Source organism: uncultured Georgenia sp. (assembly GCF_937958535.1).
In the GTDB taxonomy this organism is placed as follows: Bacteria; Actinomycetota; Actinomycetes; order Actinomycetales; family Actinomycetaceae; genus Oceanitalea.
Window position 1 is genome coordinate 1 of record NZ_CALGNQ010000089.1, and the last position, 18,474, is coordinate 18,474.

General features: G+C 74.2%; 18 protein-coding genes. 6 read left to right on the top strand and 12 right to left on the bottom strand.

Annotation, left to right across the window (positions count from 1 at the left end; all coding sequences use genetic code 11):
• The coding region (locus Q0195_RS05075; RefSeq protein WP_366518077.1) for an IS3 family transposase at positions 1-512 on the bottom strand (512 nt) is incomplete at its 3' end.
• A gap of 35 nt (positions 513-547) precedes the next feature.
• On the opposite strand from Q0195_RS05075, the gene Q0195_RS05080 reads away from it, so the two are divergent.
• Positions 548-1,111, top strand: a complete 564-nt coding sequence (locus Q0195_RS05080) for a TetR/AcrR family transcriptional regulator C-terminal domain-containing protein (protein WP_299275447.1) — start codon at positions 548-550, stop codon at positions 1,109-1,111.
• Entirely contained in the window at positions 1,108-1,986 is an 879-nt protein-coding gene (locus Q0195_RS05085) for an aminoglycoside phosphotransferase family protein (protein WP_299275450.1), read from the top strand. The genes Q0195_RS05080 and Q0195_RS05085 overlap by 4 nt, the downstream gene beginning before the upstream one ends.
• 106 nt (positions 1,987-2,092) lie before the next feature.
• Here Q0195_RS05085 and Q0195_RS05090 read toward each other — a convergent pair whose 3' ends face one another.
• Complete coding sequence (locus tag Q0195_RS05090) at positions 2,093-2,719, bottom strand: TetR/AcrR family transcriptional regulator (protein WP_299275452.1); 627 nt, start codon at positions 2,717-2,719, stop codon at positions 2,093-2,095.
• A gap of 60 nt (positions 2,720-2,779) precedes the next feature.
• Here Q0195_RS05090 and Q0195_RS05095 point away from each other — a divergent pair, with 60 nt between their 5' ends.
• From Q0195_RS05095 to Q0195_RS05110, 4 genes are read left to right on the top strand one after another with little or no spacing between them, the layout of a single operon-like run.
• Positions 2,780-4,462, top strand: coding sequence for an ABC transporter substrate-binding protein (locus Q0195_RS05095; RefSeq protein ID WP_299275455.1), 1,683 nt, complete (start codon positions 2,780-2,782; stop codon positions 4,460-4,462).
• 15 nt (positions 4,463-4,477) lie between these two features.
• Entirely contained in the window at positions 4,478-5,467 is a 990-nt protein-coding gene (locus Q0195_RS05100) for an ABC transporter permease (RefSeq protein ID WP_299275458.1), read from the top strand.
• Positions 5,464-6,309 carry an ABC transporter permease gene (locus Q0195_RS05105; protein ID WP_299275461.1) on the top strand — a complete coding sequence of 282 codons (846 nt, stop codon included), beginning with the start codon at positions 5,464-5,466 and terminating at the stop codon, positions 6,307-6,309. The genes Q0195_RS05100 and Q0195_RS05105 overlap by 4 nt, the downstream gene beginning before the upstream one ends.
• Entirely contained in the window at positions 6,306-7,868 is a 1,563-nt protein-coding gene (locus Q0195_RS05110) for an ABC transporter ATP-binding protein (RefSeq protein ID WP_299275463.1), read from the top strand. Before Q0195_RS05105 ends, Q0195_RS05110 begins: the two co-directional genes overlap by 4 nt.
• Positions 7,869-8,008: 140 nt before the next feature.
• On the opposite strand, the gene Q0195_RS05115 is transcribed toward Q0195_RS05110, so the two are convergent.
• The 10 genes from Q0195_RS05115 to nagB all read right to left on the bottom strand — a co-directional run bounded on the left by Q0195_RS05115 (position 8,009) and on the right by nagB (position 18,412).
• Positions 8,009-10,678: a phosphoenolpyruvate carboxylase gene (locus Q0195_RS05115; RefSeq protein WP_299275466.1), complete on the bottom strand. Its 2,670-nt coding sequence runs from the start codon at positions 10,676-10,678 to the stop codon at positions 8,009-8,011.
• A 361-nt stretch (positions 10,679-11,039) separates the two neighbouring features.
• Positions 11,040-11,834, bottom strand: a complete 795-nt coding sequence (locus tag Q0195_RS05120) for an MBL fold metallo-hydrolase (RefSeq protein WP_299275469.1) — start codon at positions 11,832-11,834, stop codon at positions 11,040-11,042.
• Positions 11,831-12,655 (bottom strand): glutamate racemase, encoded by an 825-nt coding sequence (murI, locus tag Q0195_RS05125; RefSeq protein WP_299275471.1) that lies wholly within the window; start codon positions 12,653-12,655, stop codon positions 11,831-11,833. The genes Q0195_RS05120 and murI overlap by 4 nt, the downstream gene beginning before the upstream one ends.
• Positions 12,656-12,672: 17 nt before the next feature.
• Positions 12,673-13,284 (bottom strand): DUF2017 domain-containing protein, encoded by a 612-nt coding sequence (locus tag Q0195_RS05130; protein ID WP_299275473.1) that lies wholly within the window; start codon positions 13,282-13,284, stop codon positions 12,673-12,675.
• Position 13,285: 1 nt separating this feature from the next.
• Positions 13,286-13,591 (bottom strand): ATP-dependent Clp protease adapter ClpS, encoded by a 306-nt coding sequence (gene clpS, locus Q0195_RS05135; RefSeq protein ID WP_299275475.1) that lies wholly within the window; start codon positions 13,589-13,591, stop codon positions 13,286-13,288.
• Positions 13,592-13,722: 131 nt separating this feature from the next.
• A complete protein-coding gene (locus Q0195_RS05140) occupies positions 13,723-13,878 on the bottom strand; it encodes a hypothetical protein (protein ID WP_299275478.1) in 156 nt (51 codons plus the stop codon).
• An 89-nt stretch (positions 13,879-13,967) separates the two neighbouring features.
• Positions 13,968-15,302, bottom strand: a complete 1,335-nt coding sequence (locus Q0195_RS05145; RefSeq protein ID WP_299275480.1) for a nicotinate phosphoribosyltransferase — start codon at positions 15,300-15,302, stop codon at positions 13,968-13,970.
• A 102-nt stretch (positions 15,303-15,404) separates the two neighbouring features.
• Positions 15,405-17,183 carry a DEAD/DEAH box helicase gene (locus Q0195_RS05150; protein WP_299275483.1) on the bottom strand — a complete coding sequence of 593 codons (1,779 nt, stop codon included), beginning with the start codon at positions 17,181-17,183 and terminating at the stop codon, positions 15,405-15,407.
• Between the two features lie 56 nt (positions 17,184-17,239).
• A complete protein-coding gene (locus Q0195_RS05155) occupies positions 17,240-17,578 on the bottom strand; it encodes a DUF3039 domain-containing protein (protein WP_299275485.1) in 339 nt (112 codons plus the stop codon).
• A 48-nt stretch (positions 17,579-17,626) separates the two neighbouring features.
• Entirely contained in the window at positions 17,627-18,412 is a 786-nt protein-coding gene (gene nagB, locus Q0195_RS05160; protein WP_299275487.1) for a glucosamine-6-phosphate deaminase, read from the bottom strand.
• Between the last annotated feature and the right edge of the window lie 62 nt (positions 18,413-18,474).

Below are 18,474 nucleotides of genomic sequence, written 5' to 3' on the forward strand. Positions count from 1 at the left end.
TGATCGTAGCGCGTGGTCCAGTACGCCTTCTCGGCCTCGGCTGGGGAGCGCTGACCCAGCTCGCCGTGAACGCGTCGGTGGTTATACCAATCGACGTACTCCGCGACGGCGATCTCTACGTCGTTGATCGACTGCCAGCCGCGGCCACGTTTGAGCGGATTGTGGATCAATTCGCCCTTGAACAATGAGTTGAATGCCTCGGCCATCGCGTTATCGTAAGAATCACCCCTCGATCCCACCGAAGCGACCGCCTCGGCCTCAGCGAGCCGCTCGGTATAGCGCACGGCGCGATATTGAACTCCGCGGTCGGAATGATGGACCAGACCCGTGACGTCTTGACCGGCCCGCTTTCTAGACCAGATTCCCATCTCAAGGGCGTCGAGCGCGAGACTGGTGTGCAGCGAGGTGGATACTTGCCAGCCGACAATTCTGCGGGAGAACACATCGAGCACGAATGCGGCATACACCCAGCCGGCGAATGTGCGGATATAGGTGATGTCGGCGACCCACAGGCAGTTCGGCGCCGTTGCGGCGAAGCTGCGGCACGATGTCCCTCTACGCCCACGTGCCCGGCCGCGCCGAGCTCATCGACCTCATGGTCGACGCCGCCTTCGCCGAGGTCCGCTACGAGGCCGGCGCGCTCGACCCGGCCGACTGGCGCGCCGCGCTCGAGACGGTCGCCCGGCGCAACTGGGAGCTCTTCGACCGCCACCGGTGGCTGCTCGACGTCGACACCACCCGCCCGCCGCTCGGGCCGGGCACCATCGGCAAGTACGACGCCGAGCTCGGCGCGCTCGTCGGCATCGGCCTCGACGACGTCGAGATGGACCAGATCCTCACCCTGGTGCTCGAGCACGTCCGTTCGACGGCGCGCCAGGCGCTCGCCGCGGATGCCGAGCGGTCCACGGACGGCGAGTGGTGGACGGTGGCCGGACCGGTGCTCGCCGGTCTCCTGGACGCCGCGCGCTACCCGCTCGCGGCGCGGGTGGGCGAGGCCGCCGGCAGCACCTACGACGCCCCCGCCGACCCGCACCGGGCCTACGCCTTCGGACTGCGCACCATCCTCGACGGGGTCGCGGCGCTCGTCGCGCAGCGGTCGGCCCGGCGATGAGCAGCGACGCCGGAACCCGAGCGGTGCGCGAGTCGCTCGCCGCCCACGGGTTGGCGGCCACGACCGTGCGGCCGCTCGGCTCGGGGCTGGACCACACCGCCTACGAGGTCGACGGCGAGCTCGTCGTCCGGTTCGTCTCCGACCCGCACGACCCGGCGGACGTGGCACGCGAGGCGCGGCTGCTCACCGTCGTCGCCGATGTCGTCCCGCTCCCGATGCCGGTCCCGCTGGTCGCCGACCCGGGCCGCAGCTGTCTCATCTACCGCAAGCTCCCCGGTCTCGCGGTGCTCGACCTCGGCGATGTCGGCCCGCACGCCCGCCGGCTCGGCGCCGAGCTGGGTCGCTTCATGGCGGCGCTGCACACCCTCCCGGCCGGCGACCTCGCGGGCGTCGTCCCCCTCGACGACACGCCGCTCGCGGCCTGGTCGGCCGAGGCGCGCCGACTGTTCGACGACGTCCGCTCCTGGGTGCCGCCGGAGCACCGACCCGCCGTCGCCGACTTCCTCGCCGGCGCCCCGCCGCCCGCCCCGCGCCGACACGTGCTCGCGCACAACGACCTCGGGACCGAGCACATCATCGTCGACCCCACCGACCTCCGTATCACCGGGATCATCGACTGGGGCGACGCCGCGGTCACCGACCCGGCGCGCGACCTCGGCCTCGTCCTGCGCGACCTCGGGCCCGACGCACTGGAGGCGGCGCTGCGCACCTATGACGCGCCCGCCGACGCCGGGCTCGTCGAGCGGGCCCGCTTCTACGCCCGCTGCGGCGCCCTGGAGGACCTGGCCTACGGCCTGGAGACGGGGCGCGACGCCTACGCCACCAAGACGCTCCGGTCGCTGGGCTGTCTCTTTCCCGCGCGCCGCCCGCACTGAGGGCCGCCGGCACTGAGCGAGCACGCGGCGGCTCACCGCGCCCCTCGCCCGCGTGGCCGGCACCGGACGCGGCGGCACCGGCCACGCGGCCGAGCAGCCACAACCCTCAGCCTGCGCCGTGCGTCCCGCCGCGGGCCGCGGGTGCGGCGGGCGCCAGCACGTCGAGCGCGTCGGCGAGCACCCGCGCGAAGGGCGCGCGCGGCACCGGCAGGCGCGACCAGTGCCGGAGCGCCGAGAGGAACGCCCCGGCGAGCGCCGTCCCGAGGACGTCGGCGGTGAGGTCGTCCACCCCGCGGCGTCCCAGGTGCTGGGCGATGATCCTCCCCGCTCGGCTCTGCCGCCGCGCAGCCGACTCCTCGAGCTCCTCCACCACCCCCATCGGCTCGGCGTTGGCGAAGGCGAGGACCACGCTACCCGGCTCGAGCTCCGCGGCGACCGCGTGGAGCGCCGCCCGTGGGTCGGCCACGGCGGCGTCGCGGCCGGTGCCGCCGGCGGGCATGTCCCTCAGGTGGTCCTCCAGCCGCGTCAGGGCGTCGTCGACCGAGGTCCACAGCAGGTCGCTCTTCGCGGGGACGTAGTTGAAGAACGTGGCGCGACTCACCCCCGCCCGCCGGGTGATGTCGGCCACCGACGTCGCCGCGTAACCCTGCTCGAGGAAGAGCTCACAGGCGGCTTCCTCCAGCATCGCGCGGGATGCGGCCCGCGGCCGTCCCACACGTCTCGGCTCACCCATACCGGCGATCGTACGTCTATTGTTGGACGCGGACTAACAATTCGAGGAACGGTGCATCCCATGGTCGAGCCCCGGCTCATCCCACTCCCCCGTCGGCGCGGCGCGCGGCTCGCCACCGCTGCCGTGGCCCTGTCGCTCACCCTCGCGGCCTGCAGCAGCGGGGACGGTGAGGACGCCGCCACCGGCGAGCCGGTCGAGGGCGGCACGCTGGTCTACGCGACCGGCGACGCCGAGCCCACGTGCCTGGACCCGCACGTGGGCGGCAACTACCCCCAGGCGCTGGTCAGCACCCAGTTCCTCGAGCCGCTCGTCGGCCGCGACGCCGACGGGCAGATCCAGCCCTGGCTCGCCACCGACTGGCAGGTCAGCGAGGACGGGCTCACCTGGGATCTCACCCTCGCCGCAGGCGTGACCTTCACCGACGGCACGCCCTTCGACGCCGAGGCGGTCAAGGTCAACATCGAGCACCTGCAGGACCCCGACACCGCGTCGTCGACCGGGTGGCTCGCGGTGCAGAAGATCGCCGAGGTGGAGCCGGTGGACGACACCCACGTGCGCTTCCACCTGAGCGAGCCGGACTCCGCGCTGCTCGAGTCGCTGAGCATGCAGTGGACCGCCATCCAGTCCCCCGCCGGCATCGCGCGGGGCATGGAGGAGAACTGCGCGGCGCCGATCGGGACCGGGCCGTTCGTCGTCACCGAGTGGGTGCCTCAGCAGCATGTCCTCCTCGAACGCAACGAGGACTACGCCACCCCGGGCCCCCAGGCGCAGAACGACGGGCCCTCGTACATCGAACGCATCGAGTGGCGCTTCATCCCCGACCCGGCGACCCGCTGGGCGGCGCTGCAGTCCGGAGAGGTCCACGTCATCGACAACCCCGAACCCGAGGCGATCGTGGCCGCGGAGGCGGGGGACGAGGTCACCCACATCGACGCCCCACGCCCCGGGTCGGTCAACCGGATCGAGCTCAACTCCGCCCAGCCCCCGTTCGACGACATCCGGGTGCGTCAGGCGTTCATCTGGTCCGCCGACGTCGACCCCGGCATCGAGACGCTCTACCAGGGGGTCGCCACCCGCTCCCACTCCCCCCTCTCCAGCGTCGAGCCGTTCGCCTACAGCGACCCCTCGCTGTTCGTCACCGACCTCGACGCGGCCGCCGGGCTGCTCGACGAGGCCGGCTGGGACGAGGTCGACGACGAGGGCTACCGGGTACGCGACGGCGAGCGCCTCACCGTGCGCTTCCCGGTGAGCACCAACCAGTCCGTGGCGGCCGAGCAGGCCCTCTTCGAGCAGATCCAGGCCAACACCAAGCGGGTGGGCTTCGAGGTGGTCCTCACCCCGCTCGACCTCTCGGCCTGGTACGGCGCGCTGGCCGCCCCCGAGGACGGCGGGGAGAACGAGTACGAGGCGGTCAGCGCCCCGTACACCAAGGTGGGCCCGGACGTCCTGCGCATCCTCTACCACTCGGCGAGCACCGAGCCCGCGCCGAGCGGCTACTTCGCCAACCTCGCCCAGGTGACCGACCCGGAGCTGGACGCCCTGCTGGAGGAGGCCGCGCGGATCACCGACCCCGAACGGCGCGCCGAGCTGTACACCGAGGTGCAGCGCCGGGTGCTCGAGGGCTTCTACATCCTGCCGCTGTACGACCAGCAGAACCACTTCCTCACCCGCGGGGTCACCGGCGTCACGACGCTCGGCACCGTGTCCACCCCGACCTTCGTCGACGCCCGGCTCACCTCCTGAGGCAGGCCGACAACGATGTCCCTGGTGCGCTGGCTGCTCGGCCGCCTCGCGGCCGCCGCCCTCGTGGCCTGGGTGGTCGCCACCGTGGTGTTCTTCGCGCTGCGGGCGGCGGGCGGTGACCCGTCCGAGGCGATCCTCGGCGGGGCCGGCTCCCAGGCGAGCCCGGAGGCGATGGCCCGGGTGCGCGAGGAGTACTCCCTCGACGAGCCGCTCGTCGTGCAGTACCTCCTCCAGCTGCAGCGCACGGCGACCTTCCAGCTCGGAGACTCCTACGCCCGGCGCCGCCCCGTCTCCGAGCTCATCGGCGACCAGCTGGCCGGCACCCTCGTCCTGGCCGGCTGGAGCCTGCTCCTCGCCTGGCTCATCGCGCTCACCGTCGCCACCGTCGCTGTGCTCGCGCGGGGCCGGGCGGCACGGCGGGCGGTAGGCCTGCTGCGCGGCGGGGAGGTCGTCGCCTCGGTCATGCCCCACTTCTGGCTCGGCGCGGTGCTCATCGCGGTCTTCGCGGGCGGGCTGGGCTGGCTCCCGGCCACCAGCGCGGGCAGCTCACCCGCCGACCTCATGCTGCCCGCGGTCACACTCGCCGTGCCGGTGGCCGGGTTCCTCGGGCAGGTCATGCGCGACGGCCTGGAGGAGGCGCACCAGGCCCCGTTCGCGACGACGGCGCGCACCCGGGGCGCCTCGGAGCGGTCGGTGCTGTGGCGTCACTCGCTACGGCACGCCGCGCTGCCCGCGATCGCGCTCAGCGGCTGGGCCTTCGGCTCGCTGCTCTCCGGCGCCGTCGTCGTCGAGACGCTCTTCGGCCGGCCCGGGCTGGGGCGGCTGCTCGTCGACGCCACCCACGCACGGGACGTGCCGGTGGTGCTCGGCGTCGTGCTCGTCATCGCGCTGGGCTACGTCGTCGTCATGTCGGTCGCCGACGTGCTCGAACGCATCGTCGACCCGCGGCTGCGCAGCCGGGTCGAGGCGGTCCGGACGGCGCCGACAGGCGAGGTGGTCGCGTGACCGAGCCCCTGACGCGGCCCCGCGCCGCGCTGCACCGAACGCTGCGGACGCTCGGTCCGGGCGGGGTGGTGAGCACCGCCGTCGTCCTCCTCGTCCTGGTCGCGGCGCTGTGGCCGTCGCTGCTCGCCCCCGGCGACCCGACCGCCGTCGCCCCGGCCGACGCGTACCGCCCACCCGGGCCGGGTGCGGTGCTCGGGACCGACGCCTCCGGCCGGGACGTGTACACCCGGGTGGTCCACGGCGCCGGGCAGTCCCTCGGCGTGGGTGCCGCGGCGACCGGGATCGGGCTGACCCTCGGGCTCGTCCTCGGGTTCGCGGCGGCGCTCGGCCCGCGGCTGCTCGACGCCCTGCTGAGCCGGGTCATCGAGGTGCTGTTCGCGCTGCCCAGCCTGGTGCTCGCGCTGCTCCTCGTCGCCGTGCTCGGCGCCGGCGTGGGTCCGAGCGTGCTTGCGGTCGGCGTGGCGACCGCGCCCGGCTACGCCCGCATCCTGCGCGCCCGCGCGCAGTCCGTCGTGCAGAGCCCCTACGTCCTGGCGGCACGGCTCGAGGGTGTGGCGGCGCCGGTGGCGTTCGTCCGGCACGTGCTGCCGAACACCGTGTGGCCGCTCGTCGCGGTGGCCACGCTCGGCGTGGGGCAGGCGATCGTCTGGGTGTCCGCGCTGAGCTACCTGGGGCTCGGGGCGCTGCCGCCCTCGCCCGAGTGGGGCGCGATGCTCAACGCGGGTCGGCTGCACATCCAGACCTCGTGGTGGCTCACCGTGGCACCGGGCCTGGCGATCACGGTGACGGCGGCCGCGCTGACCGTGCTCGGGCGGCGGCTGAGCGCGGTGGCTCCGGCATGAGCGCGGTCCTCGACGTCGCCGGGCTCACCGTCTCCTTCCCCGGGGTCGGGCAGGTGCTGCGGGGCGTGGACCTGCGCCTGGAGCCGGGGCGCTGCCTCGCCGTCGTCGGCGAGTCCGGTGCCGGCAAGTCGGTGCTCGCGCGCAGCGTCGTCGGGCTCGCCGGGGAGGGCGGGGCCCCGGCCCGGGTGGCGGCGACCCGGTTCCGGGTGGCCGGGCGCGACGTCACGCGGGCCGACGAGCGCACCTGGCGCGGCCTGCGCGGCTCCGCCGTCGGGTTCGTGCTCCAGGACGCCCTCCAGTCGCTCGACCCGCTGCGCACCGTGGGAGCCGAGGTCGGGGAGTCGCTGCGGCTGCGGGGGGTGGGCCGGGACGAGCGCCGGCGGCGGGTGCTCAGCGCACTGGAGCAGGCCGGGCTGGAGGAGCCCGCGCTGCGCGCGGCCCAGCGCTCCGGCGAGCTGTCCGGCGGGATGCGGCAGCGGGCGCTCATCGCCTCCGCCGTCGTCGGCGAACCGGTGCTGCTCGTCGCCGACGAGCCGACGACGGCGCTCGACGCGACGGTCGCCCGTGGCGTGCTCGAGCTGCTCGGTCGGCTGCGCGACGAGGGGACCGCGGTCCTGCTGGTGAGCCACGACCTCGGTGCCGTGGCCCGGCTGGCGGACGACGTCGTCGTCCTCGACGGCGGGCAGGTGGTGGAGGCCGGACCGGCGCAGGAGGTGCTGCGTCGCCCGTCCCACGCGGTCACCCGGGCGCTGCTGGACGCCGTCCCGCGCGGGAGCCGCCGCCGTGCGGAGGGTGCGGCGCGGTCGGGTGAGGAGGTGCTGCGCGCGACCGGGCTGCACCACCGCTACCGGCTGCCCGGCGGCGGCACCGTGGACGCGCTGGCCGACGTCGACCTCGTCGTCCACCGCGGCGAGGCGCTGGGCGTCGTCGGCGAGTCCGGGAGCGGGAAGTCGACGCTGGCCCGGGTGCTCGTCGCCGCCGAACGCCCGGCGGCGGGGAAGGTGGAGCTCGGCGGGGAGCCGTGGAGCGAGCTGCCGGAGCGCCGGCGCCGACGGCGCCGCCACCTGGTCCGGCTGGTGCCACAGGACCCGCTCGGCTCCTTCGACCCGCGGTGGACCGCCGGCCGCATCCTGCGGGCGGCGCTGCAGTCCGCGGGCAGCGAGCGGCCCCCGGCCGAGCTGCTCGACCTCGTCCGGCTGCCGGCGTCGGTGCTCGGGCGCCGCCCGCGGTCGCTGTCCGGTGGGCAACGGCAGCGGCTGGCCATCGCCCGGGCCCTGGCCGCAGAGCCGGCGGTGCTCGTGCTCGACGAACCGGTCTCCGCGCTCGACGTCACCGTGCAGGCGGCGATCCTCGACCTCCTCGTCGACCTCCAGGAGCGCACCGGAACCGCGCTCGTCCTCATCTCCCACGACCTCGCGGTGGTGCGGCAGGTGTGCGAGACGGTCGTGGTGATGCAGGCGGGCCGGGTCGTGGAGCGCGGGCCGGTGGAGGAGGTGTGGCGGGAGCCGCAGGCCCCGTTCACCCGGGCGCTGCTCGAGGCGGTGGCGCCGGTGCCGTGAGGGTCGGGCACCGCGGCCGAGCACCACGCCGGCGCCGCAGCCGAGCACCACACCGGCTCCGCGGGACACCCAGCACCGGCCCAGCGCCACACCGGCACCCGACACCGCGCCGAGGCTCACGGCTCGCTCACACCACCACGTCAGCCCGTGTTCTGGAGCCCCGCTGCGATGCCGTTGACGGTGAGCAGCAGAAGACGGCGGATTTCGGCGGTCTCCTCGGGCGAGCGCTGCGGATCCTCGGTCCGCAGCGCACGCAGCGCCCGTACCTGGAGCAGCGACAGCGCGTCGACGTAGGGGTTGCGCAGCTGCACCGCGCGGCCGAGCACCCGCCGCCCCTCGAGGGGGTAGGCGTGGCCGGTGATCCGCAGCACCCACACCGTGGTGAGGTCCAGCTCGTCGAGCACGAGCTGCGCGAGGTCCTCCCGGTCGCCCAGGGCGAGGTACTGGCGGGCGATGCGCCGGTCGGTCTTCGCCAGGGACATCTCGACGTTGTCGATGAGCGTGTTGAACAGCGGCCACTCGCGGTAGGCCGTGCGGAGCAGCTCGAGGTCGCCGACGGCCTCCAGGGCGGTCCCGAGGCCGAACCAGCCGGTGAGGTTGATCCGCGCCTGGGTCCAGGCGAACACCCACGGGATGGCGCGCAGGTCCTCCAGCGACTCCACCGAGAGCCCGCGGCGGGCGGGCCGCGAGCCGAGCGGCAGCAGCCCGACCTCCTCCTGCGGCGTGACCCGGGCGAACCACGGGGCGAAGCCGTCGGCGTGGACGAGCTCGAAGAACCGGGTCCGGGAGACCTCGTCGAGCGTCGCCGCGAGGTCGGCGAAGCGCTCGGCCGCCTCGGTGTTGCGCCGCTCCGTCGACGGTGCCCACGCGAGGAGGGTGGCGGCGGCGACCTGGTCGATGTGCCGCGCGGCGATCGCCCGGTTGCCGTACCGGGCGGTGATGACCTCACCCTGCTCGGTGAGCTTGAACCGCCCGTCGACGGAGTGGGGGGGCTGGGCGAGGATGGCCCGGTTCGCCGGTCCACCGCCGCGCCCTAGCGCCCCACCCTTGCCGTGGAAGAGGGTGAGCCGGATGTCGTTGCGGCGGGCCCAGTCGGCGATCTCCTCCTGGGCGGTGTAGATCGCCAGGGTCGCGGAGACCGGGCCGACGTCCTTGGCGGAGTCGGAGTAGCCGAGCATGACCTCCAGCCGGCGGCCGGTCTGCTCCAGCCGCTGCTGCACCTGCGGCACCGCGAGCAGCTCGTCGAGGATGCGCGGGGCGGCCTTGAGGTCGTCGAAGGTCTCGAAGAGCGGGATGACGTCGAGCACCGGCGCCGCCTCCGCCGACCCGAGCGCGTGCTCGGCCAGCCGGTAGACGGCGGCGAGGTCCTCGCTGCTCGTGGTGAAGGAGACGATGTACCGCCGGCAGGCGTCCACCCCGTGGCGGCGCTGGATCGCGGCGATCGCGCGGAAGGTCTCCAGCACCTCCTCGGGGTCGACGCTCGGCTTCGGGACGGAGTCCGGGTCCTCGATCCACGCCAGGGTCTGCGCGTGCACCTTGGAGTGCTGCCGCACCTCGAGCTCGGTGAGGTGGAAGCCGAAGGACTCCACCTGCCAGATGAGGTTCTGCAGGTCGCCGTGCGCCTTGCGCAGGGCACCCGCCTGGCGCAGCGAGTCCTGGACGACGCGCAGGTCGGAGAGGAACTCCTCGGCCGAGGAGTAGGCCAGGTCGGCGTCCCGCTCGCGGGTGGCGGCGAGCCGTGCCGCGGCGACGAGCATGACCCGCCGGTGCGGCTCACGCGGCGAGCGGGCGGCCACCTGGGAGGTGATCTCGTCGGAGAGCTGGCGCTGGGCCGACCACAGCGCGAGCAGCTCGGGAGAGGGCGGGGTGGTCTCCTCGTCGACCGTCATCGCCAGCCCGATCCGGGTGGTCTCGCGCTCGAGGGCCGTGAGGACGTGCTCGGCGGCGATGGCGGCAGCCTGCCGGGTGACCTTGGCGGTGACGTTGGGGTTGCCGTCCCGGTCGGCACCGATCCAGCTGCCGAGCCGGACGAAGGGCGTGGCACGCGGGGCGGTGCGGCCGCGCTCCTCGCCCAGGAGCCAGTCGTCGGTCTGCCGGTAGACGTGCGGCAGCACCTCGAAGAGGGTCTGCTCGAAGACCGACATCGCGGTGTACACCTCGTCGACGGGCGACGGCGTCGTCTCACGCAGGTGCGCGGTGCGCCACAGCGTGTCGATCTCGGCGAGCAGGCGCCGCTCGATACGCAGCCGGCCGTTGGCACCGAGCCGTGGGTCGTCGGCCTCCGCGATGAGGTCGGAGATGCGCCGGATCGAGGCCGACACCGCGCGGCGGCGGGCCTCGGTGGGGTGGGCGGTGAGCACCGGGTGGAACTCGATCTCCCCCAGCCGGCGGGCAGCCTCCTCCGCGGAGGTCTCGGCGGCCAGCTGGGCGTAGGCGCCGGCCAGGGTGTCGGCCCGGGGCTCGGCGTCCTCCCGGGCGCGCAGGGCACGGACCCGGTGGTACTCCTCGGCGAGGTTGACCAGGTGGAAGTAGCAGGAGAAGGCACGGGCCACCTGGCGGGCGCGCTCGAGGGAGAAGGACTCGATGAGCGCCTGCGCCTCGGCGAGGCGCCCGTTGCCGTCCATGTCGTCGACGGCGTCGATGGTCAGCGCCCGCAGCCGCTCGACGTCGGCGAACAGCTCCTCCCCGCCGTACTCACGCAGCACCCGGCCGAGGAGCGCGCCGAGAGTTCGGACGTCGGCACGGAGCGCCTCAGGCATCTCGTGACGGGCGTTGCGGCGTGCTTCGTCCGGGGAGGAGGTCTGGATCATGCGCCCCAGGTTAACGAGCCACCCGGCCGGGCTGCGGTGCCCGTCCAAAGTGCGTCCGGACGGGCCGGGAACGGTGCCGCACCCGCGCAGGAACCTCACCCCCGCACCGGTCCTGCCCCGCCGGGCCGCTGTGCCGTCCACACCCCATGCGGTCGGGTCGGGCGAGTGGGGCGAATGTCACATACCGTCCGGGTACGCGCACCGACGCGCCGCACCCCACGAGGGTGACCCGCGCAGCGCGCGGCTCTCACCCGGGGAGGCACACCCTCCCGGGCGCGGGAGGCACGCGGCTCAGAGCGGCCAGACGGCACCGGGGGGCACGCGGCTCAGAGCGGCCAGACAGAGCCGGGAGGCACGCGGCTCAGAGGGTCCAGACGGCGCCGGGGCTCGCGAGGTCGATCCGGCCGGCGTACACCGCGGCGGCCTCGGCGCGCACGACGTCGGGGTCGGTCCACGGCGGCAGGTGGGTCAGCACGACCCGCCGCGCCCCGGCCCGCGTGGCCATCTCCCCGGCGCGCCGGCCGGTGAGGTGGATGCCGCGGACGGTGTCGCGGCCCTCCTCGAAGGCGGCCTCGCAGAGGAACAGGTCGGCGTCCCGTGCGGTGTCGACCAGGCCCTCGCAGGCGTCGGTGTCACCGGAGTAGGCGAGCACCACCTCTCCCGACCCGTCCTCCGCGGGGCCGGTGACCCGCACCCCGAACGCGGGGACCGGGTGCTCGACGGGGAAGGACTCGATGTGCAGCGGCCCGACGTCCACCGGCCGCCCGACCACGTGGTCGAGGAAGGAGAACGAGGCGTCCAGCGCGGCGAGGTCCTCCTCCATCGTCAGCTCGCCGACCCGCACGGCCGTCCCCACGGGTCCGAGGACCTGGACCGGCCCGAGGGCGCCCGCCGGGTGGTAGCGGCGGTAGACCTCCAGCCCGGTCATGTCGACGACGTGGTCGGCGTGGAGGTGGCTGAGGACCACGGCGTCGAGGTGAGCCGGGTCGAGGTGACGCAGCAGGGCACCGAACGCGCCGGAGCCCAGGTCGAGGATGATGCTCCAGGTCCGGGTGCCGCCCGCGCCGTCCGGGCCCTCGGCCTGGACGAGGTAGCAGGAGGCGGCGGACTCGGGGCCCGACATCGACCCGGAGCAGCCCACGACCGTCAGCCTCATGCGGTGACCTCCAGGGCCGAGTCGCTGTCCACCCGGACCACCTCGGGGCCGAGGAAGCGGCGCGCCAGCCGGGTGAAGCTCGCGGCGTCGCCGGTGGCGAGGAACCGGTGGGTGGGGTCCGGCGCGCCGGGGTCGCGCTCGAGGTCGTGGGCGACGAGCATGCGGTAGGTGTCCTTCGCCGTCTCCTCCGCGCTCGAGACCAGGGTGACCTCCTCGCCCATGACGTAGGAGATGACACCGGTGAGCAGCGGGTAGTGGGTGCAGCCCAGCACGAGGGTGTCGACGCCGGCGTCGCGCACCGGCTCGAGGTACTCGCGGGCCGCTTGGAGGACCTCGGGCCCGGAGGTGATCCCCCGCTCGACGAACTCCACGAACCGGGGGGCCGCGGCCATCGTCAGCTCCAGGTGCGGGGCGGCGGCGAAGGCGTCGCGGTAGGCGCCCGACCCGATGGTCGCCTGGGTGCCGATGACCCCGACCCGGCCGGTGCGGGTGGCCGCCACCGCCCGGCGGACGGCGGGCTGGATGACCTCGACCACGGGCACGCCGGCGCCGAGGAAGTAGCGCTCGCGGGCGTCCCGCAGCACGGCGGCGGAGGCGGAGTTGCACGCGATGACGAGCGCCTTGACGCCGGAGTGGACGAGCCGGTCCATGACGTCGAGCGCCAGCGCCCGCACCTGGGCTATCGGCTTGGGGCCGTACGGGGAGTGGGCGGTGTCCCCGATGTAGAGGATGGACTCGTGGGGCAGCTGGTCGATGATCGCGCGCGCGACCGTGAGGCCTCCGACCCCCGAGTCGAAGACACCGATCGGCGCGTTGTTCACGCTGCTCGACTGTACTGTCACGGCAGCCTGCCCGACATGGCCTCGAGCAGTGACTCCTGCCACCACGTCAGCACGGCGTAGAGGCTGGTGAGGGCGGCGTCGAGCTCGTCGACGGCGGTCTGCGGGCGGGCGCTGCCGGCGCGTTCGTACACGCGCTCGGCGTCCTCGTCCGTCTCGATCCCCAGCCGCGAGGCGAGCACGAGTCGTACGTCGGTGAGTGCGGCGAGCCAGGCCCGCTCCTCCCCCTCGCGGACGACGACGAGGCCGGAGCTCGCCTCGAGCGCACGGTGCACCACCCGCAGCTGGTCGATCTTCGTCGCGCGCAGCGAGCTCTCGGTCAGGCGGCGCAGCTCGGCGGCGAGCTCCTCGTCGTCGTGGCTGGCCGGGGGCAGCAGCCGGGCCAGGGCGGGGTCGCGCGGCGTCCGGCCACCGGCCGGGTCCCAGGAGAGCGCGGCGAGGACGGCTTCCTCGACGGACGGACGGTCGGCCGCGGCGCCGGCGCCGGCGGCGTCCTCGACGGGGGTGCCGAGGAGCTCGCAGGTGTCGGCGACGACCCGGGCGACGATGCGCAGCTCGGCCGGTTCCAGCTCGCAGGCGTAGCCGCCCGGGACGGGGATGAAGGCGCGCACGTCAGCCGTCGCCCTCGGGCGCGAGGGTGGCCCACAGGCCGTAGGAGTGCATGGCCTGGACGTGGACCTCCATCGTCTCGCGGGGCCCCTCGGCGACGACGGCGTGCCCCTCGTGGTGGACCTGGAGCATGAGCCGGCGGGCGCGCTCCTCGGAGTAGCCGAAGTACGTGCGGAACACGTAGGTGACGTAGCTCATGAGGTTGACCGGGTCGTTCCACACGATCGTGCGCCAGGGCCGCGCCGAGCGGGTCTCCGCCTCCCGGTGCTCCACCGGTGTCGTGACCGGTCGTGGTTTCGTGGCCACCATCCTCCCAGCCTATGCACTTCCCTCCGCGGTGCACGCACCCCGGCGGGACGACACAGGGCCCGGCAGGAAGGTCCTGCCGGGCTCCGCGGTGGAGGGGTGCGGCCCGGTGCCGGGCCGCGTCGGTCACCGGGTCAGACCCTGCTTCGTCCGCGTCCCACGAGCGACATGATGAGCGAGATCACCAGGATCGCCACACCGATCCAGATGAGGACCTGCGCCGCCTCCACGGCCACCCCGATGATGAGCATCACGACACCGACAATGATGAGGATCAGCCACAAGGACATGCGTGCTCCCTTCGTTCCCGACGCGGGTTGGGCGCCGGCCGTGGGGCAATCGTTGCAAGAGTTGTTCAGATCGGCACGTCGAGAGTTGTTCAGGCGACGATGTGGCGGGTCGGGATGGCCGGGTCGCCCTCGCTGAGCCGCCAGCCCTCGTAGGGCAGGGCGGCCCGGGAGGCGAGGTGACGCTCGGTCGCCGCACGCACCGCGTCGGGGCCTCGGTGCTCCTCAGCGATGACCCCGCCGCGCACGAGGGAGACCTGCAGCGGCTCGGCCCCGTGCTCCGCGAGCACGCGGGCGCCGGTCTCCTCGTCCGGGCAGCCGACGACGAGCTCCTCCTGGGCGACGCCGTCGGCGAAGACTCGGCCGGCGACCTTGAGCCCGCCGACGGTGGCCTTGGACGCCGAGGCCTTGGCGACGTCGACCATGGTGCCGTCCGGCCCCTCGCGCTCGACGAGCTTGTACACGAGCTCGGCGGTCGGGTGCCCGGAGCCGGTGACGAGCCGGGTGCCCACCCCGTAGGAGTCGACCGGGGCGGCGCCGAGGGCGGCGATGGCGTACTCGTCGAGGTCGGAGGTCACGGTGATCTTCGTCGACGTCGCGCCGAGCTCGTCGAGCTGCTGCCGCACGGTGAACGCCTGGGCGACGAGGTCGCCGGAGTCGAGCCGCACCGCGCCGAGCTCCCCGCCGTGCCGGCGGGCGGCGGCCACCGCGCGCTCCACGCCCCGCTCGACGTCGTAGGTGTCGACGAGCAGCGTCGTGCCCGGCCCCATGGCGCGCACCTGGGCGTCGAAGGCCGCCTCCTCGTCGTCGTGGACGAGGGTGAAGGAGTGGGCGGCGGTGCCGATGGTCGGGATCCCGTAGGTGCGTCCCGCCTCGAGCACGCTGGTGCCGACGAAGCCGCCGACGACGGCGGCCCGCGCGGCGGCGACGGCGGCCTCCTCGTGGGTGCGGCGCGCCCCCATCTCCAGGCAGGGCCGGCCGTGGGCGGCGGTGGTCATCCGGGAGGCGGCGGCGGCGACGGCGCTGTCGTGGTTGAGGACGGAGAGCACGACGGTCTCCAGGAGGAGCGCCTCGGCGAAGGTGCCGCGCACGGTGAGGATGGGCGAGCCGGGGAAGAAGCACTCCCCCTCGCCGTAGCCGATGACGTCACCGCTGAAGCGGTAGTCGCCGAGGTACTCCAGGGTCTCCTCGCCGACGACGCGCTGCTCGCGCAGCCACGCGATCTCGGCGGCGGAGAAGGTGAAGTCGGCGATCGCGTCGAGGACCCGCCCGGTCCCGGCGACGACGCCGTAGCGTCGGCCCCCCGGCAGCCTGCGGGCGAAGACCTCGAAGACGCTGGCCCGGTGGGCGGCACCGGACTGGAGGGACGCCTCGAGCATGGTCAGCTCGTAGCGGTCGGTGAGCAGGGCGGTGGTCGCGCGTGACATGGGCCTCAACCTAGCGATCCCCCACGAGCGGCGCAGGCACCTCCCGGTCACGGGGACCGGCCGTGTCGCGCCGCGTGGACCGGCGCGCCCCGCGGTGGCGGGCTACGTGCGACCGACGAACCAGTTGCGGATCAGCGTGATGCGCGCCTCGATCTCCTCGATGCTCGCCAGCGGCACCTCGGGGCCGCCGCAGCGCTTGCGCAGCTCGGCGTGGATCATCGCGTGCGGGGTGTTGCTGCGGCGCGACCAGGCGGCGACCAGGCCGCCCAGCTCCTTGCGCAGCGCGGCCCGGCGCTTGTGGTCGGAGATGCCGGCGTTCTCCTCGCGCTGCGCCTTCGCCGCGGCCTGCCGCTTCTGCTGCTTCACCTGCTCCGCCTGGCGGGCACGCAGCAGGGCGCGCACCTGCTCGGGCTCGAGCAGCCCGGGGATGCCGAGGTACTCCTCCTCCTCGACCGAGCCGACCTCCGCGCCGGTGCCGAACTCACCGCCGTCGAAGAGCACCCGGTCGAAGGAGGCCTGGGCGTCCAGGGCCTCGAAGCCCGGGAGCATGAGCTCGTCGCTGGCCTTCTCCTCGCGGTTGGCTGCCGCGACCAGCGCGTCCTCGGGGGTGAAGAAGTCGCCCTTCTCCTCGTTCGTCAGCACCCGGTCCAGGGCGTGGTCGCGCTCGACCTCGAGCTGGGCCGCCAGCTCGAGGAGGACGGGCACGCTGGGCAGGAACACCGAGGCCGTCTCCCCCCGGCGGCGGGCCCGGACGAACCGGCCGATGGCCTGGGCGAAGAAGAGCGGGGTGGCACTCGAGGTGGCGTACACCCCGACGGCCAGACGCGGGACGTCCACGCCCTCGGAGACCATGCGCACGGCGATCATCCAGCGCTGGTCCCCCGCGGAGAACTCGTCGATGCGCTCGGAGGCACCCTCGTCGTCGGAGAGGACGACGACGGGCGGCTCACCGGCGATCTCGCGCAGCACCTTGGCGTAGGCCCGGGCCTTGGACTGGTCGGTGGCGATGACGAGCCCGCCGGCGTCGGGCACGCCGCGGCGCACCTGGGTGAGCCGCCGGTCGGCGGCCTGGAGGACGGCGGGGATCCAGTCGCCCGCCGGGTCGAGCGCGGTGCGCCAGGCCTGAGCGGTGAGGTCCTTGGTCAGCGGCTCGCCGAGGGTGGCGCTCACCTCGTCACCGGCGCGGGTGCGCCAGCGCATCTGCCCGGAGTAGGACAGGAAGATCACCGGGCGGACCACGCCGTCACGCAGGGCGTCGGCGTAGCCGTAGGAGTAGTCCGCGCGGGAGCGACGCACCCCGTCGGCGTCCTGTTCGTAGGTGACGAACGGGATGGGCGCGGTGTCCGAGCGGAACGGGGTCCCGGTCAGGGCCAGGCGCCGGCGTGCCGGCTCGAAGGCGATGCGGATGCCGTCGCCCCAGGACAGCGAGTCCCCGCCGTGGTGGATCTCGTCGAGGATGACGAGGGTGGGCTCGGCCGTCGTGCGGCGCCGGTGGAGGTCGGGGTTCGCGGCGACCTGGGCGTAGGTGATGGCGACGCCGTCGAAGCTGGCGCCGTGCCGCTCCTGGGCGTTGCGGAAGGCGGGGTCGAGCTGGATGCCGACCCGGGCGGCCGCCTCGGCCCACTGGCCCTTGAGGTGCTCGGTGGGGGCCACGACGGTGACCGCCGTGACCTCCCGGCGGGCGAGCAGCTCGGTGGCGACCCGCAGCGCGAAGGTCGTCTTGCCGGCGCCCGGCGTCGCCACGGCGAGGAAGTCGCGCGGGTCGGTTCGGAGGTACTGCTGGAGGGCCTCGGCCTGCCAGGCACGGAGCCGGGAGGCGGTCCCCCAGGCGGCACGGGCCGGGTAGGCGGGCGGCAGGTGTTCCGCGGCAGCAGTCGACACACCCGCAGGTGTTCCCTGCGGGTGTGTCGTCGCCGGCCTACGGTGACCGGCGGCGCTCACTCTCCGCTTCCGCCGGCGCCGCGGCCGCCGCGTCCGAAGCCGCCGGAGCGGCCGGACCCGGAGTCCTCGCCCCCGCCGCGGAGGCTCTCGTAGATCTCCTTGCACGTGGGGCAGACCGGGTACTTCTTCGGGTCCCGGCCGGGGGTCCACACCTTGCCGCACAGCGCCACGACCGGGTGCCCGGACAGCGCGGAGGACATGATCTTGTCCTTCTTCACGTAGTGGGCGTAGCGGTCGTTGTCACCGGGCTCCTGCTCGCGCAGCTCCTGGCGCTCCAGGACGCTCGTGCCGGACGACGGTTCGCTCGGGTAGCTGGGAGGCTCGGTGGAACTCATGGGGACCAGTCTAGGCGGTCCTCGAGACCCGGTCCCGGCAGCCCGACGTCACAGCCGCTGCCACCGCGGCTTGATCGCGTAGGCCTCGCGGTAGTAGTCGATGCGCTCCAGGCGGGACGCGGCGGCCTCGTCGAGCAGCACGGTCGCGTGGGGGTGGTGCTGCATGACCGTCGCGGGCCAGGAGGCGCTCACCGGCCCCTCGACGAGCTGCTGCACGGCCGCGGCCTTCGCCTCCCCCAGGGCGACGAGGACGAGGTGGCGGGCCTCCATGATGGTGCCCAGCCCCTGGGACAGGCACAGCCGGGGGACGGCCTCGACGTCGCCGCCGAAGAAACGCGCGTTGTCCTCGCGGGTCTGGCGGGTCAGCGCGACCACGCGGGTGCGGGAGGCGAGTGAGGAGCCGGGCTCGTTGAACGCGATGTGCCCGTTGCTGCCGATGCCGAGGATCTGCAGGTCGACCCCGCCGGCGTCGCGGATGGCCTGGTCGTAGGCGACGGCGGCGGCCTGGGGGTCGGCGGCGAGGCCGTCGGGGGCCTGGACGGCGCCCGGGGCGAAGTCCACGCGCCCGACGAGCTCACGCTCGATGACGGTGCGGTACCGCTCGGGGTGGTCGGCGGGCAGGCCGACGTACTCGTCGAGCAGGAAGCCGCGGGCGCGGGCGAAGGAGACCCGGCCCGCCTCGTAGCGGCGGACGAGCTCGTCGTAGACGGCCAGCGGGCTCGACCCGGTGGCAAGCCCGAGGACGGCGTCGGGCCGGTCGGTGAGCAGCTGCTCGACAGCGTCGGCGACGAGCGCGCCGATCTCCTCGGCGCTGCCCTTGATGACGACCTCCACCTGACACCTTCCCTTCGCACCCGTTCCTGGCACGGGGGCCCGCACCGGCGTGCCCAGCGTAA

Bases quoted from the DNA above. Each gene is read 5' to 3' on its own strand.
- Q0195_RS05080 (WP_299275447.1), top strand. From the start codon at position 548: ATGTCCCTCTACGCCCACGTGCCCGGCCGCGCCGAGCTCATCGACCTC.
- Q0195_RS05085 (WP_299275450.1), top strand. From the start codon at position 1,108: ATGAGCAGCGACGCCGGAACCCGAGCGGTGCGCGAGTCGCTCGCCGCC.
- Q0195_RS05090 (WP_299275452.1), bottom strand. From the start codon at position 2,719: ATGGGTGAGCCGAGACGTGTGGGACGGCCGCGGGCCGCATCCCGCGCG.
- Q0195_RS05095 (WP_299275455.1), top strand. From the start codon at position 2,780: ATGGTCGAGCCCCGGCTCATCCCACTCCCCCGTCGGCGCGGCGCGCGG.
- Q0195_RS05100 (WP_299275458.1), top strand. From the start codon at position 4,478: ATGTCCCTGGTGCGCTGGCTGCTCGGCCGCCTCGCGGCCGCCGCCCTC.
- Q0195_RS05110 (WP_299275463.1), top strand. From the start codon at position 6,306: ATGAGCGCGGTCCTCGACGTCGCCGGGCTCACCGTCTCCTTCCCCGGG.
- Q0195_RS05115 (WP_299275466.1), bottom strand. From the start codon at position 10,678: ATGATCCAGACCTCCTCCCCGGACGAAGCACGCCGCAACGCCCGTCAC.
- Q0195_RS05120 (WP_299275469.1), bottom strand. From the start codon at position 11,834: ATGAGGCTGACGGTCGTGGGCTGCTCCGGGTCGATGTCGGGCCCCGAG.
- clpS (WP_299275475.1), bottom strand. From the start codon at position 13,591: ATGGTGGCCACGAAACCACGACCGGTCACGACACCGGTGGAGCACCGG.
- Q0195_RS05140 (WP_299275478.1), bottom strand. From the start codon at position 13,878: ATGTCCTTGTGGCTGATCCTCATCATTGTCGGTGTCGTGATGCTCATC.
- Q0195_RS05145 (WP_299275480.1), bottom strand. From the start codon at position 15,302: ATGTCACGCGCGACCACCGCCCTGCTCACCGACCGCTACGAGCTGACC.
- Q0195_RS05155 (WP_299275485.1), bottom strand. From the start codon at position 17,578: ATGAGTTCCACCGAGCCTCCCAGCTACCCGAGCGAACCGTCGTCCGGC.